This window comes from Corynebacterium sp. ACRPQ (genome assembly GCF_022347225.1).
GTDB lineage: Bacteria > Actinomycetota > Actinomycetes > Mycobacteriales > Mycobacteriaceae > Corynebacterium > Corynebacterium tuberculostearicum_D.
Genome location: NZ_JAKRNF010000008.1, coordinates 60,771 through 84,387, shown reverse-complemented (window position 1 = coordinate 84,387; position 23,617 = coordinate 60,771). Strand labels below are relative to the sequence as shown.

Annotated in this window: 24 protein-coding genes and 3 tRNA genes; 15 read left to right on the top strand and 12 right to left on the bottom strand. The window is 60.0% G+C overall.

Annotation, left to right across the window (positions count from 1 at the left end):
- Nucleotides 1–643 precede the first annotated feature (643 nt).
- From dnaN to gyrB, 4 genes are all read left to right on the top strand, one after another.
- Nucleotides 644–1,825 (top strand): DNA polymerase III subunit beta, encoded by a 1,182-nt coding sequence (gene dnaN, locus MHY24_RS06500; protein ID WP_239228770.1) that lies wholly within the window; start codon nucleotides 644–646, stop codon nucleotides 1,823–1,825.
- Nucleotides 1,825–3,036 (top strand): DNA replication/repair protein RecF, encoded by a 1,212-nt coding sequence (recF, locus tag MHY24_RS06495; protein WP_239228769.1) that lies wholly within the window; start codon nucleotides 1,825–1,827, stop codon nucleotides 3,034–3,036. Before dnaN ends, recF begins: the two co-directional genes overlap by 1 nt.
- Nucleotides 3,029–3,598, top strand: a complete 570-nt coding sequence (locus tag MHY24_RS06490) for a DciA family protein (RefSeq protein ID WP_239228768.1) — start codon at nucleotides 3,029–3,031, stop codon at nucleotides 3,596–3,598. Before recF ends, MHY24_RS06490 begins: the two co-directional genes overlap by 8 nt.
- 157 nt (nucleotides 3,599–3,755) lie before the next feature.
- Nucleotides 3,756–5,825, top strand: coding sequence for a DNA topoisomerase (ATP-hydrolyzing) subunit B (gene gyrB / locus MHY24_RS06485; RefSeq protein ID WP_239228767.1), 2,070 nt, complete (start codon nucleotides 3,756–3,758; stop codon nucleotides 5,823–5,825).
- Between the two features lie 69 nt (nucleotides 5,826–5,894).
- Here the strand turns inward: gyrB and MHY24_RS06480 are convergent, their stop codons facing one another.
- Genes MHY24_RS06480 through MHY24_RS06460 form a run of 5 tightly spaced genes read right to left on the bottom strand, consistent with a single transcriptional unit; the run spans nucleotide 5,895 to nucleotide 8,754 of the window.
- Complete coding sequence (locus MHY24_RS06480) at nucleotides 5,895–7,370, bottom strand: MFS transporter (protein WP_239228766.1); 1,476 nt, start codon at nucleotides 7,368–7,370, stop codon at nucleotides 5,895–5,897.
- Nucleotides 7,371–7,412: 42 nt separating this feature from the next.
- Nucleotides 7,413–7,850 (bottom strand): hypothetical protein, encoded by a 438-nt coding sequence (locus tag MHY24_RS06475; protein ID WP_239228765.1) that lies wholly within the window; start codon nucleotides 7,848–7,850, stop codon nucleotides 7,413–7,415.
- A gap of 20 nt (nucleotides 7,851–7,870) precedes the next feature.
- Entirely contained in the window at nucleotides 7,871–8,227 is a 357-nt protein-coding gene (locus MHY24_RS06470; protein WP_239228764.1) for a hypothetical protein, read from the bottom strand.
- A 38-nt stretch (nucleotides 8,228–8,265) separates the two neighbouring features.
- Complete coding sequence (locus tag MHY24_RS06465; RefSeq protein ID WP_204610638.1) at nucleotides 8,266–8,526, bottom strand: cell filamentation protein Fic; 261 nt, start codon at nucleotides 8,524–8,526, stop codon at nucleotides 8,266–8,268.
- A gap of 6 nt (nucleotides 8,527–8,532) precedes the next feature.
- Complete coding sequence (locus MHY24_RS06460) at nucleotides 8,533–8,754, bottom strand: CopG family transcriptional regulator (protein WP_204610636.1); 222 nt, start codon at nucleotides 8,752–8,754, stop codon at nucleotides 8,533–8,535.
- Nucleotides 8,755–8,832: 78 nt separating this feature from the next.
- Between MHY24_RS06460 and gyrA the strand changes: the two genes are divergently transcribed.
- The 6 genes from gyrA to MHY24_RS06430 all read left to right on the top strand — a co-directional run bounded on the left by gyrA (nucleotide 8,833) and on the right by MHY24_RS06430 (nucleotide 13,176).
- On the top strand, nucleotides 8,833–11,385 hold the full coding sequence (gene gyrA, locus MHY24_RS06455; RefSeq protein WP_239228763.1) for a DNA gyrase subunit A: 2,553 nt from the start codon (nucleotides 8,833–8,835) through the stop codon (nucleotides 11,383–11,385).
- A gap of 3 nt (nucleotides 11,386–11,388) precedes the next feature.
- Complete coding sequence (locus tag MHY24_RS06450; RefSeq protein WP_049378050.1) at nucleotides 11,389–11,727, top strand: DUF3566 domain-containing protein; 339 nt, start codon at nucleotides 11,389–11,391, stop codon at nucleotides 11,725–11,727.
- Nucleotides 11,728–11,889: 162 nt separating this feature from the next.
- A tRNA-Ile gene (locus MHY24_RS06445) sits at nucleotides 11,890–11,966 on the top strand.
- Between the two features lie 9 nt (nucleotides 11,967–11,975).
- A tRNA-Ala gene (locus MHY24_RS06440) sits at nucleotides 11,976–12,048 on the top strand.
- A 161-nt stretch (nucleotides 12,049–12,209) separates the two neighbouring features.
- Nucleotides 12,210–12,638 carry an MmcQ/YjbR family DNA-binding protein gene (locus MHY24_RS06435; protein WP_239228762.1) on the top strand — a complete coding sequence of 143 codons (429 nt, stop codon included), beginning with the start codon at nucleotides 12,210–12,212 and terminating at the stop codon, nucleotides 12,636–12,638.
- Between the two features lie 52 nt (nucleotides 12,639–12,690).
- Complete coding sequence (locus tag MHY24_RS06430) at nucleotides 12,691–13,176, top strand: MarR family winged helix-turn-helix transcriptional regulator (protein WP_239228761.1); 486 nt, start codon at nucleotides 12,691–12,693, stop codon at nucleotides 13,174–13,176.
- Between the two features lie 18 nt (nucleotides 13,177–13,194).
- On the opposite strand, the gene MHY24_RS06425 is transcribed toward MHY24_RS06430, so the two are convergent.
- Together MHY24_RS06425 and MHY24_RS06420 are read right to left on the bottom strand one after the other, a co-directional pair.
- Nucleotides 13,195–13,743: a DNA-3-methyladenine glycosylase gene (locus tag MHY24_RS06425; RefSeq protein ID WP_239228760.1), complete on the bottom strand. Its 549-nt coding sequence runs from the start codon at nucleotides 13,741–13,743 to the stop codon at nucleotides 13,195–13,197.
- Entirely contained in the window at nucleotides 13,743–14,606 is an 864-nt protein-coding gene (locus tag MHY24_RS06420; RefSeq protein WP_239228759.1) for a polysaccharide deacetylase family protein, read from the bottom strand. The genes MHY24_RS06425 and MHY24_RS06420 overlap by 1 nt, the downstream gene beginning before the upstream one ends.
- Before the next feature lie 157 nt (nucleotides 14,607–14,763).
- Here MHY24_RS06420 and MHY24_RS06415 point away from each other — a divergent pair.
- Nucleotides 14,764–14,836: transfer RNA gene (locus MHY24_RS06415), tRNA-Ala, on the top strand.
- A gap of 265 nt (nucleotides 14,837–15,101) precedes the next feature.
- Complete coding sequence (locus tag MHY24_RS06410) at nucleotides 15,102–15,350, top strand: hypothetical protein (protein WP_239228758.1); 249 nt, start codon at nucleotides 15,102–15,104, stop codon at nucleotides 15,348–15,350.
- On the opposite strand, the gene MHY24_RS06405 is transcribed toward MHY24_RS06410, so the two are convergent.
- The 3 genes from MHY24_RS06405 to MHY24_RS06395 all read right to left on the bottom strand — a co-directional run bounded on the left by MHY24_RS06405 (nucleotide 15,347) and on the right by MHY24_RS06395 (nucleotide 16,994).
- The gene (locus MHY24_RS06405) at nucleotides 15,347–15,817 is read right to left on the bottom strand and encodes a GNAT family N-acetyltransferase (protein ID WP_225746204.1); all 471 of its coding nucleotides are present in this window, start codon (nucleotides 15,815–15,817) and stop codon (nucleotides 15,347–15,349) included. The genes MHY24_RS06410 and MHY24_RS06405 overlap by 4 nt on opposite strands.
- 99 nt (nucleotides 15,818–15,916) lie before the next feature.
- The gene (locus MHY24_RS06400) at nucleotides 15,917–16,120 is read right to left on the bottom strand and encodes a hypothetical protein (RefSeq protein ID WP_005326240.1); all 204 of its coding nucleotides are present in this window, start codon (nucleotides 16,118–16,120) and stop codon (nucleotides 15,917–15,919) included.
- Nucleotides 16,121–16,253: 133 nt separating this feature from the next.
- Nucleotides 16,254–16,994, bottom strand: a complete 741-nt coding sequence (locus MHY24_RS06395) for a hypothetical protein (protein ID WP_239228757.1) — start codon at nucleotides 16,992–16,994, stop codon at nucleotides 16,254–16,256.
- Between the two features lie 283 nt (nucleotides 16,995–17,277).
- On the opposite strand from MHY24_RS06395, the gene MHY24_RS06390 reads away from it, so the two are divergent.
- Nucleotides 17,278–18,210, top strand: coding sequence for a methylenetetrahydrofolate reductase (locus MHY24_RS06390; protein WP_239228756.1), 933 nt, complete (start codon nucleotides 17,278–17,280; stop codon nucleotides 18,208–18,210).
- Entirely contained in the window at nucleotides 18,197–20,467 is a 2,271-nt protein-coding gene (gene metE, locus MHY24_RS06385; RefSeq protein ID WP_239228755.1) for a 5-methyltetrahydropteroyltriglutamate--homocysteine S-methyltransferase, read from the top strand. The genes MHY24_RS06390 and metE overlap by 14 nt, the downstream gene beginning before the upstream one ends.
- Before the next feature lie 49 nt (nucleotides 20,468–20,516).
- Here the strand turns inward: metE and MHY24_RS06380 are convergent, their stop codons facing one another.
- Nucleotides 20,517–21,155, bottom strand: a complete 639-nt coding sequence (locus tag MHY24_RS06380) for a DedA family protein (RefSeq protein ID WP_150850937.1) — start codon at nucleotides 21,153–21,155, stop codon at nucleotides 20,517–20,519.
- Nucleotides 21,156–21,297: 142 nt separating this feature from the next.
- Between MHY24_RS06380 and MHY24_RS06375 the strand changes: the two genes are divergently transcribed.
- A complete protein-coding gene (locus tag MHY24_RS06375; RefSeq protein ID WP_239228754.1) occupies nucleotides 21,298–22,935 on the top strand; it encodes a dihydroxyacetone kinase family protein in 1,638 nt (545 codons plus the stop codon).
- Here the strand turns inward: MHY24_RS06375 and MHY24_RS06370 are convergent.
- A complete protein-coding gene (locus MHY24_RS06370; RefSeq protein ID WP_239194798.1) occupies nucleotides 22,895–23,554 on the bottom strand; it encodes an HAD family hydrolase in 660 nt (219 codons plus the stop codon). The genes MHY24_RS06375 and MHY24_RS06370 overlap by 41 nt on opposite strands.
- Nucleotides 23,555–23,617: the final 63 nt, after the last annotated feature.

Sequence of the window (23,617 nt, the reverse complement as noted above, 5' to 3'; positions counted from 1 at the left end):
TACTTAAAGGTGAGACCAGAACTACCAGATCAGAGATTCTTGACTGAGACGCCGAAACTTGGTTCAAACCGTCCACACAGCCGCCTACACCTTTGTGTAATTCCACAAAGAACCCAGAAGGTCCGCGAGAAGTGCTCCCTTAACTGCGAAAAGAGTTATCCACAGCGTTATTAACACTTGTGTAATTCCACCTTTGTAATTCGTAGATCTTACTCACAGTTTTAAATTCCACAGGCTCTATGCTGGGAGAACCACCCTGTGATCAGCGCTGTGTGTAGATCGGTGATCAAATGACAAAACCTGTGGATAAAACGGCGATCCCGTTAGTTGTCCACATTTCGCCCCGATTGATCACAGCAAGATCACAAGAATTGGCACACCCCGGATCTATGTCCTGAACTTGTCATTTACCTAGTTACCCACAGTTCCCACAGCGCTTATTACTACTACTAAATTATTTCTCTGATCTGTATAGAAGAAAGAGGGTGTGTGGAATTCGGCCCGACCTGCCTTCGGCCAGGCACGGATCGACCGAGCAAAGATGGAATTACATTTTGTGGCGCACTGCGCCCAATGCGGTAAGTTGGAAGCCAGCTTTTGAAAGTTACACATTGCTAGCCGCTATAGAGGAGCTCTTCGCACCATGGATGAAGCCGTGTCATTTCGCGTTGCCAAAGATGACCTTGCCAACGCCGTAGCGTGGGTTGCTCGCAGCCTGCCTTCCAAGGTCACCCAGCCCGTGCTGCGCGCGATGCTGATCACTGCGGATGACAATGGTCTTGAGTTCACCGGCTTCGACTACGAGGTCTCCACTCGCGTGCGGATCGCCGGCATGGTGGATGAGCCAGGACAGATTGCCGTTGCCGGCAAGCTCCTTTCTGACATTGTGGCGTCCCTGCCTAATAAGGAGGTGGAGATCTCCCAGGTAGATTCCAAGGCACTAGTAACGTGTGGTTCCTCGCGCTTCGAGCTGCCGCTGATCCCGCTGGATGATTACCCCCAGCTTCCGGTTCTGCCTAAGGTTACCGGCACGATTCAGCCCCAGCTTTTCGTCGAAGCTATTCACCAGGTTGCTGCTGCGGCCGGCAAGGATGACACCCTACCCATGCTTACCGGTGTGCATATGGATATTCATGGCAAGGACATCGAAATGACGGCAACCGACCGCTTCCGCCTGGCCATGCGCACCTTGGAGTGGGAGCCGAAGTCCCCTGATGTGGAAGCCAAGCTTTTGGTCCCAGCGAAAACTTTGCAGGAAACCGGCCGTTCCTTGGATCCGCATTTGAACATTCCAGTGGAAATCGCTGTGGGAACCGATGACAATATTGGTGCCGATGGCCTCTTTGGCCTGCATGCGGATAATCGCGAGACCACCACGCGCATGCTGGATGCGGACTTCCCTAATGTGCAGCCCCTGCTGCCGAAGAATCACACCAATATCGCCTCCATTGAGGTCGCCCCGCTGCAGGAAGCAATTCGCCGCGTGTCTTTGCTGACGGATCGCAACGCGCAGATTCGAATGGAATTCGCCGATGGTCAGGTGACCCTTTCCGCCGGTGCGGACGCCGGTAACGCCACCGAGACCCTGCCGTGTGCGTTCCATGGCCGCGATGAATTCCTCATCGCCTTCAATCCGGGCTACCTCAAGGATGGCTTGGCCGTCATTAATACCGACCGCGTGGTCTTCGGCTTTACCGAGCCTTCGCGCCCAGCCATCATGATCCCAGAACCGGAAGAGCTGCCTGAGGCCGATGAAGATGGCAACTTCCCCACGCCGGAGACCAACTTCACCTACCTGCTCATGCCGGTTCGCCTGCCGGGCTAATGTACGTCAGGGATCTCGATGTTCGGGATTTTCGCTCGTGGCCCGAACTTAATGTGCAGCTAGGGCCGGGGATCACCCTTTTTGTCGGTCGCAATGGCTTTGGCAAGACCAATATCGTTGAGGCCATTGGCTATACCGCCCACCTTTCCTCCCACCGCGTTTCCCACGATGCACCGCTGGTGCGCCAGGGTGCGGATAGCGCGCGGGTATCCATTACCGCGGTGAACCAGGGCCGCGAGCTTACTACCCATTTGCTGATTAAGCCCCACGCGGCCAACCAGGCGCAGATTAATCGCACCCGCCTGCGCAGCCCCCGTGAGTTGCTGGGCGTGGTAAAAACTGTGCTCTTCTCCCCGGAGGACTTGGCCCTGGTGCGCGGGGAGCCGGCTGGGCGCCGCGCCTACCTCGATAGCATCATTGCCTCGCGGACTCCGCGCTTAGCGGGTGTGAAGGCCGACTACGACAAGGTACTCAAGCAACGCAATGCCCTGCTGAAATCGGCCTCCGGCAGCCTGCGCCGCGGCTATTCCGATAGCGATGGCGCCGCTGCGTTGGCCACCTTGGATACCTGGGATGCACAGCTTGCCCGGCTTGGCGCCCAGGTGATCGCCGCGCGCCTTGCGCTTGTCGACGCCCTCTTGGACCACATCCCCGCCGCCTATTCCGGCCTGGCGCCAGAATCGCGACCGGCGCACGTTGAGTATAAGTCCACGATCGATACCTCCGATCGCGAGGTACTAGAGGCCGTGCTGCTCACCGAGTTGGCCGCCGCCCGGCAGCGCGAGATTGAACGCGGCATTTCCCTGGTAGGTCCGCACCGCGATGATCTGGTGCTCAACCTGGGTGATCAGCCGGCCAAGGGCTTTGCTAGCCACGGCGAGACGTGGTCTTATGCCATCGCGCTGCGCCTGGCGGAATTCAACCTCCTGCGCCAGGAGGGAGGATCCGATCCGGTGCTCATCTTGGACGATGTCTTTGCCGAGCTCGACGCCAAGCGCCGCAAGCAGCTGGTCCACTTGGCCGCCGAGGCCGAACAGGTGCTCATCACCGCGGCCGTGGATGAGGATCTGCCCGGAAACTTGGAACCCATCGTGCGCTACCGCGTGAGCGTAGAAGATACCGAGACCGGCCGCATTTCCAAGCTCAGCGCCGAGGAGTCTGCCGAAGATCTTGCTCAAGATGCCGCTGAGGAAGGTGAGGGGAATGAGTGAGGATCAAGGGGGCGTCGGCAAGCAGCGCATCGATCCCGTCACCCAGTACTTCAAGCTGGTTCGGTCCACCTCCAAAAACCCGCCGAAGCTGACCCGCCCGGTGCCGAAGATGCCGGTGCCTTCGCTGGAGAAGGCGCAAAAGCAGGGGTATATGGGCTATCAACGCGGCTGGCCTACGGGTCCGGATGGCAGAAAGAAACGGCGCACGCTGGCCGTGCCGAGCCTGGGATCCCAAATTAACCGCGAGGTGGTCAATCGTGGGTGGGAGCATGATCTGGCTAATGGCTGGGTGATGGGCAATTGGGAGCATCTGGTGGGCGAGCGCATTGCCGCGCATACGCAGCCGCAGCGGATTAAAGACAAGATTATCTATGTATCCTGCGATAACTCCACGTGGGCAACGGAGCTGCGCTACCTGCAGCGCCAAATCCTGCGGAAAATCTCTGACCGCCTAGGCCCCGATGTCATTGTGGAACTGCGGATTCACGGGCCGAAACAAAGGCGCAATTATGAGGGGCGGCAGTGGGTCAAACCGCAAGGATCACAAGATACATACGGCTAATAGGTTGCAGTTGGATCCGACCTTGAAATTCTAAATAACCTCAGAGCGCGCCAGATTCCTATCTCTCACGGGTGTGGGGTGTCTTTCAGTAGGGGGTATCCGTGTAGAATAGTCAGGGTCTTAGAATTAGCTATAGCCAAAAGGAGAGCACGAATCCGTGGCTGAAGAACACGCATATGATGCCGGGTCAATTACGATCCTGGAGGGCCTCGAGGCCGTCCGTAAGCGCCCCGGCATGTACATTGGTTCAACCGGTTCGCGCGGCCTGCACCACCTCATTTGGGAGATCGTTGATAACTCCGTCGATGAGGCTATGGCCGGCTACGCCGATAAGGTTACCGTCAAGCTGCTAGAAGATGGCGGCGTCGAGGTCATCGATAATGGCCGTGGTATCCCGGTAGAAATGCACGCCTCTGGTGCACCTACCGTCCAGGTGGTCATGACCCAGCTGCACGCCGGCGGTAAGTTCGACTCCGACTCCTACGCCGTTTCCGGCGGTCTGCACGGTGTCGGCATTTCCGTGGTCAACGCGCTTTCTACCCGCGTGGAGGCGGAGATCAAGCGCGACGGTAAGCACTGGTACCAAAACTTCCAGAACGCCATCCCGGATGATCTGGTTGAGGGCGGCAATGCCCGCGGCACGGGTACCAAGATCCGTTTCTGGGCGGACCCGGAAGTTTTTGAAACTACCGAGTACGATTACGACACCATTGCCCGCCGCCTGCAGGAAATGGCCTTCCTGAATAAGGGCCTGAGCATTGAGCTCATTGATGAGCGCGTCACCGAAGAGCAGATCGAGCTGGAAGAGATCGCCGATGCAGAATCTGGCGAAACCAGCGCGGATGAAACCTCCTTCGATGATGCCCCGGACGCCGGCGATACCTTTAATGAAGAATCCGGCGAGGCGAAGGACGCTGCGGCGGATAAGAAGCGCCGCAAGAAGGTAACCTTCCACTACCCGGATGGTTTGACCGACTACGTCAAGTACCTCAATAAGTCCAAGACCGCGATCCACCCGACCATCGTTTCCTTCGATGCGAAGGGCGAGGATCACGAGGTAGAGGTAGCGCTGCAGTGGAATCAGGGCTATAAGCAGTCCGTTCACACCTTTGCCAATACAATCAACACCCACGAGGGCGGCACGCACGAAGAGGGCTTCCGTGCGGCTTTGACCTCCCTGATGAACCGCTACGCCAAGGAGCATAAGCTCCTCAAGGAAAAGGACGGTAACCTCTCCGGCGATGACTGCCGCGAAGGCTTGGCGGCTGTTATTTCCGTCAAGGTGGGCGATCCGCAGTTCGAGGGCCAGACCAAGACCAAGCTGGGCAATTCCGAGATCAAGGGCTTTGTCCAGCGCGCGGTCAACGAGCACGTCAATGACTGGTTCGATGCCAACCCGGCAGAGGCCAAGGCCATTATCAATAAGGCTGTGTCCTCCGCGCATGCTCGCATGGCTGCCCGCAAGGCCCGCGAGATGGTGCGCCGCAAGTCCGCCACCGACCTTGGTGGTCTGCCGGGCAAGCTCGCGGATTGCCGCTCCAAGGACCCGAAGATTTCCGAGCTCTACATCGTGGAGGGTGACTCCGCAGGCGGTTCCGCTAAGGGCGGACGCGATTCCATGTTCCAGGCCATCTTGCCACTGCGCGGCAAGATCCTGAACGTGGAGAAAGCCCGCATGGATAAGGTCCTCAAGAATGCCGAGGTCCAGGCGATTATTACCGCACTGGGTACCGGCATCCACGAGGAATTCGACATCAAGAAGCTGCGCTACGACAAGATCGTGCTTATGGCCGATGCCGACGTCGACGGCCAGCACATTGCCACGCTGCTTTTGACCCTGCTCTTCCGCTTCATGCCCCAGTTGGTTGAGGACGGGCACGTGTACCTGGCTAACCCGCCGCTGTATAAGCTCAAGTGGTCCAAGGGTACTCCGGGCTATGCCTTTTCCGACGACGAGCGCGATAAGCTGCTGGCCGAGGGCCTGGAACAGAACCGTAAGATCAACAAGGATGACGGCATCCAGCGCTACAAGGGTCTGGGCGAGATGAACGCCGCCGAGTTGTGGGAGACCACGCTCGACCCGAGCACCCGCATCCTGCGCCGCGTGGATCTGGAAGACGCACAGCGTGCCGATGAGCTCTTCTCCATCCTCATGGGTGACGATGTCTCGGCCCGCCGCTCCTTCATTACCCGCCGCGCAAAGGATGTTCGCTTCTTGGATATTTAAAGCGCAGCATAAAGCCCACCGTGGAATTCCCGCGGTGGGCTTTAATTGTGGCGTCGTAAAGCGCTAGCTCTAAGCCTGGGAGCTGCGCTGGTCTGCTATCGCGAATCCCAAGGACGCAAGGCACATGGCTAGGATGACGCCGAAGCCGGCGATGATGGAAAGCGGCCAGTCCGCGCTCGTGCCGTGCAAGGTGGCAAAGACGATGGCCGTGATGACGGCAAGCCCAATGGCCGTGCCGATGCGCTGGCCGGTTTGGAGGACAGCGCCGGACGAACCGGCATAAGCCTGTGGGACATGCGCCAAGGTGAGCGTTTGGTTAGGGGAGATGACCGAACCTTGTCCGCCGCCCACCAAGGCGAGTGAAAGCACCATCCACCATTCACTGGCGCCCCATTGCTCGGTGGCCCAGATAAGCGCAATGGTGGCAACGAGCCCGGAGATGGTCACAATCATGCCGATAACCACGACTTTGCGGCCGTGGACGGACACGGACCGGCCGGCCAGAGTGGCAGAAATGGAACTCAATAAGGCGGCCGGAATGCCTACGGATCCGGCAGCGAGGGCGGAGTGCCCGAGCCCGCTTTGGAAGTAGAGCGCGACAAGCACCCAAATGCTGGTAATACCCATAAACCACAAGGTGGCGATGATGGTGCCATTGCGAAAGCACGGGGTGGCAAAGATATTGAGATCCACCATCGGCGGATGGCCGGTGGCCTTGTGGCGGCGTTCCCACAGCACCCATCCCACAAGGAGGACGGCACCCAGCAGCAAGAGCCACCACACGGCCGGTGATGCGGATGATTCCATAAAAGGGAAGAGGATGGCCCATACGGCAGCGCCGAGGATCAGTGCGCCGATAGGATCAAGGGTGGCTAGGGCCTTGAAGATGCCCAATTTATTGCCGGCTTCATCGCGTACGCGGGAGAACAACGGCCGAGGAAACCACAGCAATCCTAAGATGATGGCTATAAGGCCGACGGGGAAATTGACCAGCATGGTCAACCGCCAGCCTAGGTCCGCTCCGCCAAGGCGAATGAGAAGGCCGCCCAGTACCGGACCGATGGCCACGGCAATGCCTACCGTGGATCCAAAATAACCAAAGGCACGGGCGCGTTCCGGACCGCGGAAGTACTGCTGAATCATTCCCACGCCCTGCGGATTGAGCAGCCCAGCGCCTATGCCTTGGATAAAGCGGGCGGCGTTGAGTGCCTCCGCATTGGGGGCAAAGCCGGCGACGGCGGCGCTGAGGGAATAGATAGCAATGCCTGCTAGAAAGATGCCGCCGCGGCCGACGAGATCTCCGGCACGGCCGGCCGCCACAAGGATGACACCAAAGGTGAGCGCATAGCCGGAGAGCACCCATTGCACATCAGACTCAGAGGCTCCCAGGCCCGATTGAATCGAAGGCAGGGCTACGTTCACGATGGACACGCTCAGCAGGGACATGAACAGCGCCGTGAGCAAAACGATAAGTACCCGCCAGCGGGCAGGATCCTGGCCGGCGGGGTACTCGGTTTGGTTAGCTGCGGAAGTAGTCACTTCCACACTTATACTCTGCGGGTTGATTTAGGTTCAACCGCGCGGAAACTACATGTGCTTCTGCAGCACGCGGCCGAAATCCGGCACCGCAGGGGTGAGGAATTTTGAGGCTTTGCCGCGCAAGGAGTTATACGGCTTAGACAGCGCGGGGGAGTTAATCTGCTCGGCGTGCTTATCGGCCACCGACAAGATGGAATCGCTCACCTGGGTGCTGCGGGGCTCGAGGAAGGAACCGAAATCCTGCTCGGAGGTTTCCGAAAATTCCTGCCAGTGCGGATCCAGGGCATCGAGGACATCCGGCAGCACGCGGCCCAGGGCCTTGGTGATGATGGCGCGGTCGACCTTCTTCGCGGCGGCGACGGCGCCCTTGAGCGCCATGCCGGTAATGCCCGATTGCTTGGCGACGACCCCCTCAACCAGCTCGCCGCAATCGCTAATCACCGCAGTGCGCTGCGGACCTGACATAAGTTCAGAAAGATGTGCCATGCTGCACCACCTTACGCGAGTTAGGCGGGCTGGCCCGGCAGGCCAGGGAGGTTGGCCTGAATGGCAGCAATCTGATCGGCGATCTGGCCCAGGCCGGCATCGCGGGCAGCTTTCTCCAGATCCACGTTAGGGGAGTACAGGGCCACGACGCTGGCCAGCGCGGTGACACCGGCGGCTGCTGCGGTGATAATCAGGGTGAGGTCCAGCTGGGAAGAGCCAGTAGAGGAGCCACCAGGCTGGCCTTGTTCAAAGTCTGGATTCATGTTGTCTTTCCAGGAATCAGCATCAGCTGCAGTGGCGGTAGGAGCAGTGACGGCGGTGGCGGCTAGGGCCACGGCCGTGAGGCTCGAGGCGGCGATTTTCTTGAAGCGGGACATGGTGGTGGTTCCTTCCTAGGGTCACTATCCCCAATAACTTAGGCAACTTCTTTAACACTAAGGTAGACGCGCACGCTGAACTTTGCGAACTCTGCGTTATGCCCGCTTAGCGCCGGCACGCGAGCTAAGACCTCCGCCATGGAACCGGCGGCATCGCGGTGGCTGTCGTGGATGGCTATTCCTTCTAACTTGGCGGTGCTGGCGGCTGCGGCGGCCGCAAGAGCGGCGAAGTTGGTGATGCGAACGTTAAAGCGTGCGCAAAACTCCTGCGCTAAGAGGCAGAGCTGCTCAGTGCTCATGACTACCTAAGGCCGCGCGGGCCGAGCCCGGCGGATTTCCGTCTCTAGTTCAGCGCGGCCGGGGAGGAGGGCGCGGGCGGTGGATTGCACGTGGGCGTCGGCAAGCGTGCGGGCTGCCGCTGAAACAACGGCGCGCACCACCGCCTCGTGCTTGGAGGTGCCCTGCGCGGAAGCCAACAAGGTAAGGGCGTGATCCTGCTCGTCTGTGAGCCGCAATGTCATTGCCATACTTCAGTGATACCACGGTGATACCACCCGTGCGGCAATTCGAGCCCTGAAAGGCGCTAGAGGGTAGAATTTGGCGTTATGAGTGACAATAACGACGATCTTTTTGATCGCATATTTCCCATTGACATTAATGAGGAGATGGAGTCGAGTTACATCGACTACGCCATGTCCGTCATCGTCGGCCGCGCCCTGCCGGAGGTGCGCGATGGCCTGAAGCCGGTGCACCGCCGCATCCTCTACGCGATGTTCGATTCCGGTTACCGCCCGGAGCGTGGCTACGTGAAGTCCGCCCGCCCGGTTTCGGACACCATGGGTCAGTTCCACCCGCACGGTGACTCCGCCATCTATGACACCTTGGTGCGTCTGGCCCAGTCCTGGAACATGCGCTATCCGCTGGTGGATGGCCAGGGTAACTTCGGTTCCCGCGGTAACGATGGCCCGGCAGCAATGCGTTATACGGAGTGTAAGCTCACCCCGTTGGCCATGGAGATGGTGCGCGATATCCGCGAGAACACCGTGGACTTCTCGCCCAACTACGATGGCAAGACCAGCGAGCCGGACGTCCTGCCGTCCCGCGTTCCGAACCTGCTCATGAACGGTTCTGGCGGTATTGCCGTGGGTATGGCCACCAATATTCCGCCGCATAACCTCAACGAGCTGGCCGAGGCCATCTACTGGATGCTGGATAACCCAGACGCCGATGAAGAGGCTGCGCTGGAAGCCTGCATGGAACGCGTCAAGGGCCCGGATTTCCCCACCGCTGGCCTCATTGTGGGCGATCAGGGCATTAAGGATGCCTACACCACCGGCCGCGGCTCCATCCGCATGCGCGGTGTGACCTCCATCGAGGAGTCTGGCTCCCGTCAGACCATCGTGATTACCGAGCTGCCGTTCCAGGTCAACCCGGATAACCTCATCTCCAATATCGCGGAGTCCGTGGCCAGCGGCAAGATTGCGGGCATTTCCAAGATCGAGGATGAGTCCTCCGACCGCGTGGGCATGCGCATCGTGGTCACCCTGAAGCGCGACGCTGTGGCTCGCGTGGTGCTCAATAACCTCTACAAGCACTCCCAGCTGCAGACCTCCTTCGGTGCCAACATGCTCTCCATTGTTGACGGCGTGCCGCGCACCCTCCGCCTGGATCAGATGCTGCGCTACTACGTGGAGCACCAGATCGAGGTCATCGTTCGCCGTACCCAGTACCGCTTGAACGAGGCCGAGAAGCGCGCCCACATCTTGCGCGGTTTGGTCAAGGCCCTGGACATGCTGGATGAGGTCATCGCCCTTATCCGCCGTTCGCCCACCGTGGACGAGGCGCGCGAAGGCTTGAAGGAGCTTCTCGACGTCGACGATATCCAGGCCGATGCCATCCTGGCCATGCAGCTGCGCAAGCTGGCTGCCTTGGAGCGCCAGAAGATCATCGACGAGTTGGCCGAGATCGAGCGCGAGATTGCTGACCTGAAGGACATCCTCGCCCGCGAGGAGCGTCAGCGCCAGATTGTCCACGATGAGCTGGCAGAGATCGTCGATAAGTATGGCGATGAACGCCGCACCGAGATCATCCCGGCCACCGGCGATGTCACCGATGAGGACCTCATTGCCCGCGAGAACGTCGTGGTCACCATTACCTCCACCGGCTACGCTAAGCGCACCAAGGTGGATTCCTATAAGGCGCAAAAGCGCGGCGGCAAGGGCGTGCGCGGTGCTGAGCTCAAGCAGGACGATATTGTGAAGAACTTCTTCGTCTGCTCCACGCACGATTGGATCTTGTTCTTTACCAACTTCGGCCGCGTCTACCGTCTTAAGGCCTATGAGCTGCCAGAGGGCGGTCGCGCCGCACGCGGCCAGCACGTGGCTAACCTGTTGGAATTCCAGCCGGAAGAAAAGATCGCGCAGGTCATCCAGATTCAGTCCTACGAGGACGCTCCTTACCTGGTCCTCGCCACCCAGCAGGGCCGCGTGAAGAAGTCCCGCCTGACCGATTACGAGTCCGCTCGTTCCGCTGGCCTTATCGCCATTAACCTCAACGAGGGCGATGCGCTCATCGGCGCACAGCTCGTCTCCGAGGGCGATGACATCCTGCTTACCTCCGAGCAGGGCCAAGCTATCCGCTTTACTGCCGACGACGACCAGTTGCGCCCCATGGGCCGCGCTACTGCCGGTGTGAAGGGCATGCGCTTCCGCGGCGATGACCAGCTGCTATCCATGTCCGTGGTCCACGATGGCGAGTTCCTTTTGGTAGCCACCTCTGGCGGCTACGGCAAGCGCACCGCCATTGAGGAATACACCCCGCAGGGCCGCGGTGGCTTGGGCGTTATGACCTTCAAGTACACCCCGAAGCGCGGCAAGCTCATCGGCGCTATTTCTGTGGACGAAGATGATGAGATCTTCGCTATCACCTCTGCCGGTGGGGTCATCCGCACCGAGGTGGAGCAGATTCGTCCATCCTCCCGTGCAACCATGGGCGTGCGCTTGGTGAACTTGGGTGACGAGGTCGAACTGCTTGCCATCGACCGGAACGTGGAAGAAGATGGTGAGGAAGACGCTCAGGCTGTGGCCAAGGGCGAAAAGACCGTGGATGAGGTCCAGCAGGAGCACAAGGCTGGCGATGCTTCCAAGGATGAGGAGTAATTAATGGCACGACGAGACGTAACGATTACGCGAATCTCGCCCACCTCCGCTTTCCGCGTTGGTCTGGCCTTGTCACTCGTCGGACTCATTGCCTGGATGCTGGCCGTATGCCTGCTCTACATCGGCCTGAACCAGGTGGGCATCTGGGAATCGCTCAATAGCCTCGTCGGCGGCGTCGGCGGCGGATTCGAGGTCACCTTCGGTGTCATTATCTCCGCCTCCGCGCTCATCGGCGTTATTTTCGCCGTTCTCCTTACGTTGCTGGCACCACTGATGGCGGTTATTTACAACGCCATCGTGGATGTCTTTGGCGGCCTGCGGGTCGACCTAGACAATCGCTAGCGCCTCTCTTGCGTTTGAAGATGCCGGCACCTTCGGGTGCCGGTATTTTTCTTTCTTCCGTGCGAATCGTCCCCTTTTGTTTAGTGGTCTGAAATGCGTCTTGAACAGGCGATTTGTATAAATCCGGGGATAGTATGTAGAGTTAATTCTCGTTCCGCACAAGGGCCTATAGCTCAGTCGGTTAGAGCGCATCGCTGATAACGATGAGGTCGCTGGTTCGATTCCAGCTAGGCCCACCACGGAACAATGGGGCATTAGCTCAATTGGTAGAGCATCTGCTTTGCAAGCAGAAGGTCAGGAGTTCGATTCTCCTATGCTCCACAGTATGTAGTCCGGCTTCCTCTTCGGAGGGGCCGGACATTTTTTATTTCTGCGGTAGTTCCCAGGAGCTCTGAGAAGTGCCACAATGGCGAGCGCTCCACTCGGATCACCATTTTCGTCCATATAAACCGGCAAAACCGTCGACGAAAACCGAGGTTTGGATGGACGATATCGTTGAAGACAGCACTAAGCCAGTCTCGAAGAGGGAGCCGATGATGGATGGCAGTGGCATCTACACAGTTGCACGGCAGCGCGCCGAAGAGATGCTCGGCTCGCAGGTACAGCATCCTTTCGGCCCCGATTGGGAAGTATTCAAAGTGCGCGGCAAGGTTTTCTTGTTGTTGACCGCGGTGACGGGCCAAGAGCAAATGATTGTTAAGGCCGACCCGGAAGACGGACAGGCTCTACGGCAGCAATACCCTTTCATTGCGCCGGGCTACCACATGAATAAGCGGCATTGGGTTTCCGTCTACCCACACGCAGACCTGCACCAACGCCTGATAGAGGAGTTAGTCACGGATTCCTATCGTTTGGTGGTAGAAAAGCTGCCGAAAACGCAGTGTCCTATTGACCCGACATCTTTGGGTTAAGGGCAGTGGAGAGTCACTTTATATCTAAAGCCTTGTTGTTAAAATGAATCTCATGACCGAGCGCGATGACTTCTGGCTTGATGATGAAGAACTGGCATCATTTATGTCCCTAATGAGCGTAAATATTCGCTTGACTAATATTTTGGATGCTCAGCTGCGCGATGATGCAGGTCTGAGCTTTTTTGAGTACACAGTGCTCTCGCGGCTTTCTGAAGCGGAGAATCGCGAAATGCGCATGCGTGACCTTGCATTGACCGCCAATGGTTCTTTATCGCGCTTAAGCCAGGTCGTTACGCGCCTAGAAAAGCAGGGGTGGGTTGTGCGCCAGCCGTGTCCGACCGATGGCCGTACCACCATGGCGCAGTTGACGGATAGCGGCTGGGACAAGGTAGTTGAGACTGCGCCTGGACACGCTAAGCAGGCGCGCAAGTCCGTCATGGATAGCCTCACCCGTACGCAGATTCGCCAGATGCTGCAGATTAATCAGCGGATCATTAAGGCCATCGAGAATGATGAGCGCTACGGCGGGCGCTATTAGCTAGCGGAACTAGCAGGGTTATTTCTTGGGATAGCCGCGGCGGCCCGAGACGGTTTTATCGAAGGGGATCCAAAACCGTAGGGCCGCTTCCTTGTTTTTGGAGATACCGATACGCGGTCCGCGCACCCATTCTGGTTCGGTGGTTCGCTCGATAATCTGTATCGGTTGGTGGTTGTCTTCGAGCGTGAAGCCGAGGGCCTTGCCGAGGTTTCCCGGCCCGCGGGCGAGGTTATGAAAATCAGAGGTGCCACGGCGCGCGAAGGCGGTGTCGGCGCCCTCGATGATTTCACCGCCGCGCAGCAGGCAGCCTTGGCCAGTGCCTTCAGGGGCACAGACGATATTGACGTTGCGGTGGATGCCGTAAGAAATATAGACGTAGAACCTGCCCGGCGGACCGAACATGGCCGCATTACGCGGGGTCTTGCCATTGAAGGTGTGTGCCGCGGAGTCCTCGGCGCCTAGGTAAGCCTCTACCTCGGTAAGTCGGATGCTGACTCCGGCATGGGTGAGGGTGCAGCCGAGGAGTTGGGGAGCGACGGCGTCGGCAGTAAGGGCAAAATCAATCATTAACCACGAGCGTAGTAGCGCTTACCTGCCACGGGGGTGCGCAGGAGGCGATCCAGGCTCACAGGCTCGAGGCCCTTGGCGCGTAGGCCATCGATGACGCAATCAGCGGCGTCCACGGTGGTGGGGTGGATATCGTGCATCAAGACAATGGAGCCGGCGCGGGCACCCTGCACGGCCGAGGAGCAGACGTGATCAGAGTTGCGGTCTTTCCAATCCACGGTGTCGACGTCCCATAGCGCCTGGGAGACTCCCTTATCGCGGGTTACCTGATCCACGGTGGCGTTGGTAGCGCCGTAGGGCGGGCGTACCCAGCGCGTGCCCTGGCCGGTGGCCTTCTTAATAGCGGCGTTGCCGGCGTCTATCTCTTGGGATACCTGCTCGTAGGACAGCGTGTTGAGTTGGCGGTGGCTCTTGGTGTGGTTGCCGATGGTGTGGCCCTCGGCCTTCATGCGTTTGAGGAGCTCAGGGTGCTGCTCAGCACTGGGGGCGAGAACCATGAAGCTTGCGTGCGCGTTCTTGGCCTTGAGTTTGTCCAGCAGGCGGTTGGTTTCGGTGCTTGGGCCGTCGTCGTAGGTGATAGCTACGCAGTTGGCACAGTCGACGCCACCACTATTGCGCGGCTCTGTTTTCTTCTTCTGGGCCGGGGAGGGCGCCTTCTGCTTAGGAGCCTTGTGCGGGAAAGCCTTGGAGGAGATGTCCTCGACCTGCGCGCGGGCGTCATCGATGCGGTGGTTGATTTCGTCTTGGATATTCGAGCTGGAGGACGCAGGCAGCTGTGGAATCTGCGGCAACTGTGCGTTAGCGGCCGCTGGAACGGCAGCGGCGACGAGCACGGTGAGGGCGGAGGTGAGAATGCGACGCATAGTCTTCCTAAGGATGAGGGAAAGTGGACACGATGTGCCCATGACCCTAGCGCCTGCGTGTAACTGAAGTGATAGGACATGCCTAAAGTGGCCAAAGTGATTTGAGTGGTTCAGGTTTGGAGTTACTTCGCCTGCGGTAGTAGAGTATTTAGGCACTGGGGCATTAGCTCAATTGGTAGAGCATCTGCTTTGCAAGCAGAAGGTCAGGAGTTCGATTCTCCTATGCTCCACAGCATGAAGTCCGGCTTCCTCTTCGGAGGGGCCGGACTTTTTCTCTTTGCGGCGGATCCAGGGGCTTCTGGGGTCGAATTGCTGCGATCACAACTTTCGTCCATACAAACCGCATTTTTCGTCGACGGTTGTGCCGGTTTATATGGACGAAAATCGTGATCGGCGAAAGAAGAGGGCGGAAGTGCGCAAGGTCGCGGGGAAGAAACTTTCAGTACAGTGAATGGGGAATCAGTACTGTCCCGCGAAAACATCAGGAGACCAACCATGACCGCTAACGTTCGCTACAGCGATCCCTTTACCTCCGCAGACAAGGAAGTTGCGGCGCCGGAGAGCGCGGAATTCGTTGTAGTGCGCAAGCGCGGCGAGGCCGCGGTGGATGGCGAGGTTGTGAGCTTTCACGGCACCCGCGAAGAGGCGCGTGAGGCAGTTATGGCTGGCCTGACCGAGAAATTTAAGTCGGCCGTGGATAACGAGCCGATTTACGTCACCCACGCCCGCCTGCGTTTGCTTTAGAAGCGCTTGACCATTACAAAGTGATCCTCGTGGCTGCCCACGTGCTCGAAGCCGAGGTGCTCATAGAGCCCCTTGGCGCGGGGATTATCGGGGTGGACGGCTAGCGAGATGCCGGGGGCGCGAAGGGTCTGGGCGAGGGAAATGGCGGCGTCGATAAGCGCGGTGGCAATGCCTTGGCCCTTAAAGCGGGCCTCGACCGCGATGGCGAGCTCCGGAATGGCGGGCTCGACAAAGCCAAAGCCGTGATTGTCCTCCGTACCCCAGTTGAGCCACACGCCGCCCGCCGGGACGAGCTCCTGCCAGGCGATGAAACCGCCCTGGTTGGGATCCCAATTTTCCACGTAGAAGGCAAAATCATCGGCGAAGTCGGGGGAGAGCTCGCCGTGCTCGTCACCGAAAGTATCGGTAAGGAAATTGAGGCGGGCGAGGTAGGTGCGGTCAGATTCCTGCGTTGCGCGAAGTTCCATAAGATCCACGATAGACGGAGGGGCAGCAGCGTGGGGTGGGCATGCGAAAATCCCCTCCGCACAGGCTGCTGACCTGCGGGGAGAGGATTGTGCTAGCGCTTAGGCTAGGTGGTAATTGCGGACGTCGTGACCGTTGAATTCGCGCTCGATGCCGGCCTCATCCACGGAGTGGAAAGTGGTTCCGTTATCGATGGCGAAGCGCAGGTTATCCACGCGAGAGGAAGGGTCTTTGGACACCGCACCCGCCGGGAAGTAGTACGTTGAGCCGTCTTTGAGCTTGACGGTGAGGGACTCAAAGCTCATTGTTCATCTCCTTGTAGAAAGATCCCTAATGTGGGAATTCAATCAAGAGATTTTTGTTTAGGCAAAGCAATGAGATCTAGACAACGCTACGCATACCCCCACGGCGGGGTGGTAAGCGTATTTATTCCTCGGTTTACAGGCGGTGCTTGCCCTCGTTTTGGTGGTCATCGGTAACGCGGGTGGTATCGGCCGGCTGAGCTGCTTCTTCCTCGCGGTGCTTGGCCAGCTGCTCATCGATGGAACCGAGGAGCTCCTCATCGCGTACGGCACCTTCTTCAACGAGGTCAGACTGGGTGTCATTCTCGCTGGTGGAGGTGTAGACCAAGGTGGACTCCGGAGCGGTGTGGGAATCGGACTGGAAGTCATCCACGCGCGGCGGGGTCTGGGACGGCTTGTCGTTGGAGCGCAGCCAATAGTAGGCACCGCCGGCTGCAGCGGACAGCAGGGCGATGATGCCGGCGAAGATCCAGCCCTTAGAGGACTTCTTATTCTTCTTCTGCTTCTTGGCTACCTTGGCGGACTTCTTCTTGAGGTTCTTCTGGGCCTTCTGAGAATCCTTCTTGGCCTGCTTGCGGGCCTTCTTAGCCTTCTTGGTGGCCTCTTCCTTGGCGTCGTTCAGGCGCTCGGTGGCGTCTTCGCGGTAGTCGTTGAACTCCTCCAGGGCGCGCTCGAGGCGGGAGTGTGCGGCGCGGGTAACAGCGCCTGCCTGACGGCGGGGCTCGGCGAAGGTGCCGTTATCGCGCTCGTCCATCTTCTGTGCGGCCTCTTCCAGGGCGGTGTAGGCCTCGCGGGACTTTTCCTCGCGGTAGTTATTGAACTGGCTCCACAGGTTCGAGGCGGTCTTGAAGGCCACGTTCAGTGTGGTGGGGTTCATGGGGTGGAACACTCCTTAACTCAGATTTATCAATTCGCTTTCACCCAGCATAGTGGCGTGGTGGTTGGTGTACCACCGTTGTCGGCGTGGCGTGCAGCGGTCACGCGCTAGAAATAGACCGCTTGGTTCAGGATCAACGATTATTATTCACCCGATTTTTCGCTAACCTCGCAGTTTGCGGGCTTGCAAAGGTAGTACCATTGCACGATCGCTACCGCGCTAACTGAACAGCTTGGTACGTTTTTTCTCAACACACCAACGACGACCAGCAAAGGAGGTGACCATGAGCCCGCGACTTTCGGCTTCCGCGCCCTTGGATTATGAAAGCGAAGAGGAAGCACATGCGCCCGAGCGCCTGGCCCTTTCCTTTGAGGTAATCCCACCGCGCCACGATGCCGATGCCGCCAAGATCGACCGCTTGCTAGAAGTCTTAGAAAGCTACCATCCCGATTACATCGCGGTGACTAGCTCCCAACGCTCCGGCTGGCTAGAGGGGACCGCGGCCTTTATTGAGAAGATCTCGCAGAACACCTCCATGCGCCCGCTGGCGCACTTAGCCTGCACGGCCGGCTCGCGCGAAGAGCTCATCGAGTGGATCAATCGCTTGGTAGACGCCGGTGTTCGTGGCCTACTGGCCTTGCGCGGCGATCTCCCAGAAGGGGGCATGCCAGAACACTACCTGCAGCATGCTGATGAGCTGATTCGACTCATCCGCGAGCTAGAAAGCCACCAAGCGGCACGCTTTGCCGCCGGCCGCCTCGCGGTGAGCGTGGCGTGCTACCCCAGCGGCCACGCCGAATCCAAGAACGAGGACGAAGACTTCGACGTCCTGCTCAATAAGCAGCGCCTCGGCGCGGACTTCGCCATCACCCAGCTCTTCTTTGACGCCGAGGATTTCCTCCGCTTCGCCCAAAGGGCGAAATTGGCCGGGGTAAAAATCCCCCTCATTCCCGGGATTATGCCCATGACCAGCCTGCGCCGGTTGGAACGAATGGGGCAGCTGTCCGGGCTGACCGTACCCGAAAGGGTGCGCACTCAGCTCGCGGCAGCGACAACCCCAGAAGAGGAATACGAAATCGGCATGGAGCTTACCGCCCAATTGGCCCGCACCATCGTGGCTGGCGGCGCGGACGGCCTCCATATCTATACCCACAACAATCCGGACATTACCCAAGACCTGTTATCTCGAATCGGAGTAGACAATGACGACCACTAACTTCCCCAAGGCGACGATTGAGGGCTACCCTCGCGTCGGCGCTAACCGCGAACTCAAGCGCGCGCTGGAATCCTACTGGGCCGGCCGCATCGATGCGGAAACCTTCGAGTCCGCCGCACACTCCCTGCGCCTGGATACTTATAACCGCCTGCGCGACCTGGGCCTTACTGAGGACTACGCCATTCCTGCCGACGTCGCCTACTACGACCAAGTACTTGAAACCGCACTGACCGTCGGCGCCGTGGCCGGCGAAACCCTGGATGATGAGTTCACCCTGGCCCGCGGCAATAAGGACACCGCGCCGCTGGAAATGACCAAGTGGTTCGATACCAACTATCACTACATCGTCCCGGAAATCGCCGATGAACAGGACTTCACGGCGCATCCACAACGCGTTATCAAGCTGGTAGAAGAGGCCCGCGCCGCCGGCCACACCGTGCGTCCGTACCTCGTCGGCCCAGTGACCCTGCTGGCTTTGTCCAAGCAGGCAGAGGGTGCTACCAAGTCTCCGCTCGACCGCTTGGATGATGCCGTCAAGGCCTACCAGGAGGTACTTGCCGAGCTAGATAAGTCCGGTGTCCAGTGGGTACAGCTTGCCGAACCCGCCTTGGTGGCGGATCTGACCATTGCCAACGATGAGGAACTGGCTGCCTACACCAAGCGCGCTTATGAGGCCATCCTGGGTGCAGACAACCGCCCGCAGGTCTACCTCACCACCCCGTACGGTTCTGCCCGCAAGGGGCTCGAGGTCTTGGCGGAGCTTAAGCCAGAAGCCGTCCAAGTGGATCTTTCCGTGGGCACCTTGGCACTGGATGAGGGCTACCTTGAGCGCGTGAAGAAGCTGAACTCTCACGTGGTTGCCGGGCTTATCGACGGCCGCAATGTCTGGGCCGCCAATCTACGTGACCTGCGCTCCAAGTACGAAGACCTGGAGGGCAGCCTCGATTCCCTCTCCGTGTCTACCTCCGTTTCCCTGCAGCACGTGCCACACACCGTGGAGGCAGAAACCAAGCTGCCGGCCGACGTCGCCACCTGGTTCTCCTTCGCCAATGAGAAGGTCAAGGAAGTCGTCGCCCTGTCCCAGGGCCCGCTGGAGGCACCGGAAGCGTATAGCATCAACGACCGCGCGCTGCGCACCCGTGCCGAATCCGAGCGTATTCACAATTCGGCGGTGAAGGCGCGCATCGAGAAGCTGCCGGCCGGCGAGGTCAAGCGCGAGCCTGCCTTTGCCGAGCGCAACGAGGCGCAAAAGGAACTCGGCTTGCCGCAGCTGCCGACTACCACAATCGGTTCCTTCCCACAGACCAAGGAAATTCGCCAAGCGCGTGCAGCACACCGCAAGGGCGAGCTTTCCGACGCCGACTACAACGCCGCCCTCAAGGATGAGGTCAAGTCCGTCATCGAGCTGCAAGAGCGCCTCGGCCTCGATGTACTCGTACACGGCGAGCCGGAGCGCAATGACATGGTTCAGTACTTTGCCGAGCTGCTCGATGGCTTCGTAACCACCGAAAACGGCTGGGTCCAGTCCTATGGCTCCCGCTGCACCCGCCCGCCAATAGTCGTAGGTGACATCTCCCGCCCGGCTGCGATGACCACCGAGTGGTCCAAATACGCCCAGTCGCTCTCGGAGCACCACGTCAAGGGCATGCTCACCGGTCCGGTGACCATCTTGGCCTGGTCCTTCGTCCGTGATGACGTACACCAGTCCGTCTCCGCGGACCAGCTCGGCGTCGCGCTGGCGGATGAGGTGCATGACCTGGAAGAGGCCGGCATCGACATCATCCAGATCGACGAGCCCGCCCTGCGCGAGCTCCTGCCGCTGCGCGAGGAAGACCGCAAGGCCTACCTGGACTGGGCCGTGCGTTCCTTCCGCCTGGTGGCTCTCGAGGCTAAGCCGACCACCCAGATCCACACCCACCTGTGCTACTCCGAGTTCGGCCAGATCATCGATGCCGTTGTCGGCCTGGATGCCGATGTCACCTCCATCGAGGCGGCGCGCTCCCGCATGGAGCTGCTGGAGGATATCGACGAGACCTTCCACTCCGAGATCGGCCCGGGCATCTACGATATTCACTCCCCGCGCGTGCCTTCCGTAGCGGAGATGGCCGAGCTCATCCGCGCCGCGCTCAAGCACGTGCCGGTCGAGCGCCTGTGGGTCAACCCGGACTGCGGCCTGAAGACCCGCGGCTACGAGGAGACCGAGGCCTCCCTGCGCAATATGGTGCTGGCTCGCGATGAGGTGCGCGAGTCCCTCTAAATCCTCCCTAATCGCACCGCAATCCCGGCCGGGTAAAGAACAAAAGTTCTTATTTGGCCGGGATTTCGCGCTGTGCCTTGCGGCGCTTATTGATCCAGCCGATGATCATCGGCAGCACGGAAATTGCCACCACGATCAGCATGATGATGTCGATGGAGTGGGCAATGCCCGGGATACCGCCCAGCAGTACGCCGACGAGCAGCATGGAACCTACCCAGCCTATGCCGCCAAGGATATTCCAGCGCAGGAACGAGGAGTAGCCCATTTCTGCGGTACCCGCGGCGAAGGGGACGAAGGTGCGCACAATCGGCACGAAGCGTCCCAGTACTAGGGCTACCGGGCCGTGGCGCTGGAAGAAGTCTTCCGCGCTATCGAGGTGTTCGGTGCGCAGGACGCGGGCATCGTCCTTGAAGAGCTTGCGGCCAAAGCGGCGGCCCAAGTAGAAGCCCACCTGGTCGCCGGCAAAGGCGGCCACCGCGGCCACGACAAAGAGCAGCCAGGCGTTGATATCGAGTTCGTGGCGCAGGATGGCCGCGGTCACGAGCAGTGAATCACCCGGGAGGAATGGGAAAAGCACCCCGGACTCGATGAAGATGACGACGGCGACGCCGAGGAGGATATAAGGTCCGAAACTCTGGAGCAGCGAGCCTGCGTCCATGAGGTTGTGGAGGGAGGACAAGAAATCCATGAGTGGATCCTTTCTTAGTGGTTCTTTTAGTATCCTCCGCAAACTGCAAAGTAGCTGCGAATCCGCTGGGTGTCCGAATGGAACCGGTATGTTTCTTTTCTCCTCCTAGCTTCCGGGTAAGAGACATCACTAGCGTGGGAGTATGAACCACTCCGCATTCCGCAATAGTCAAGACACTTTTCTCTCCGACGCCCTCGCTGGGCTCATCGCCAACCACCCCGATGCTCGCTGGCACGACGTTGGCTTCATTGGCCGCACCACGCCGCTGCGCACCGCGGACGGCGATCCGGCAGTGGCGGTGATTTCCGGTGGCGGTTCCGGCCACGAACCGATGCATGCCGGGTTCGTCGGCCAGGGCATGCTCGCTGCGGCCTGCCCGGGACTGCTCTTTACCTCCCCGAACGCGGTCCAGATCAGCGAGGCCACCCAGTGGGCTGACCAAGGCAGGGGAGTAGTCCACGTGGTGAAGAACTACACCGGTGACGTCATGAACTTCACCGTCGCCCGCAACGCTGCCGAGGCGGTAGACACCCGCACGGTGCTGGTGGCCGATGATATTGCCACCGATGGCAACGAGGACGGTCCCGGCCGCCGCGGTACGGGCGCGACCATTCTGGTGGAAAAGATCGCAGGCGCCGCCGCCTACCGCGGCGATGACGTGGACACAGTCGCTGAGTTGGGCAAGCGTGCCGCGGAGAATTCCCGCAGTATGTCGGTGGCGCTGGGCGCCGGCTTCATGCCGACCAGCGGCCGCGAAACCTTCGATCTCGAGGCCGGCCAGATGGAGGTGGGCGTGGGCATTCACGGCGAGCCGGGCACCCACACCGAGCAGATAGATAGTGCGAGCGCCATTGTGAACCAGGTCCTGGAAAAGATCGTGCCCGCCCTTGAGCTGGGCCAGGGCGATGAGGTGGTGTGCTTGGTCAATGGCCTCGGCGGTACCACCCCGCTGGAGTTGAGCCTGCTCTTTGGTGAGGCCTCCGCGCAGCTGGCCCAGCGCGGCGTCACCGTCGCGCGGTCGTTGGTGGGTTCTTATGTCACCGCGGTGAATATGCACGGCGCTTCTTTTACGCTGCTCAAGGCGGACGCGGAGTTGCTCGAGCTTATCGACGCCCCCACCTCCGCCCCTGCCTGGCCCCATACCCTAGGCGGTGCGAAGGCGGTGGAACCGGCCACCATCACCTTCCAGGACGAGCTGCCCACCGAGGGCGAGGAAAATCAGTGGCTCACCGCCTTTGTGAAACGCCTCCAAGCCTCCTTTGAGTCACTTTCTGAGTTGGATCGCAAGGCCGGCGACGGCGACTTTGGCCAGAACATGGAGGCGGCCTTCGGCGGCATCGAGCTTCCCCTGCGCGGCACGGATACGGAGATCCTCACCGGGCTGGCCAAGCGCCTGCTCGTCCTCGCCGGCGGTACCTCCGGGGCCGTCTTCGGCACGCTCTTTACTGAGCTGGCCCGGGCGGAGTCGCTGGCGGATGGGCTCAATGATGCGGCCGACCTTATCCACGAGCTTGGTGGCGCGAAGCGCGGCGATCGCACCATGCTCGATGCCCTCATCCCGGCCGCCGAAAGGGCCCGCGAACTGGGGGCGAAGGATCCGGATGCGGAGACTTTGCAGGCGCTTTTCACAGCTGCCCATGCCGGAGCCCTCGATACCGAGGACCTCGCCGCGAAGAAGGGTCGCGCCTCCTACCTGGGAGATCGCAGCAAGGGAGTAATCGATCCGGGCGCCATCGTGGTCAGCTGGCTTTTCGGGGGAGAACCTCTTTCAACGCGCTAAGCAAGCGCAGATCCCCATTCCCCGCACGGTCGAGGTGGAGCGCGTGCAGCCCCGCCGTGCGCGCGCCCTGCACATCGTTAGCTAGGGAATCGCCCACCATGAGCGTGTCTGCGGGGGCCGCACCCAGCTGATCGCAGGCGGCGAGGTAGGCCGCGCGCTGCGGTTTGGGGCAGCCGAGGTCGACGGTGGGGATGAGGAGGACGTCGGCAAGCGCAAGGCCCGTGGCTTCCAGCTTGGCCTGCTGCATCTCGCGCTCGCCATTGGTGAGCACGCCCACCTGGAAGCCGGACTCGAGGGCCCAGGTGAGGGTGGGCAGGGCGTCGGCAAAAGCGCGCCACTGCTCCCGGTAGGCGGAAAGATAGCCGTCATAAGCGGTCAGCGCCTCGGCATCGCTCATCTCCCGGCCGAGGAATTCGCGGCAGCGGGCCGCCCGCTGGCCTTGGTGGGTGACCTCGCCGCGCTCGTAGGCGTTGAACCAGGTGCGCTCGATGGCCGCAAAGCGCGCATGCTGGCCCTCGGGCAGTCCTAGCTCGCGGCACCATTGATCCACCGCGTCCCGGGCCGCGCCGGTGTGGTCGAGCAGGGTGTCATCCAGATCAAAAAGTAGCGCGCGAATCATGCCTTCAGGCTAGCGCGATCGCTGACAGCGTTATGTCATGCGCGGCAGGCGCGCGTTAAATTC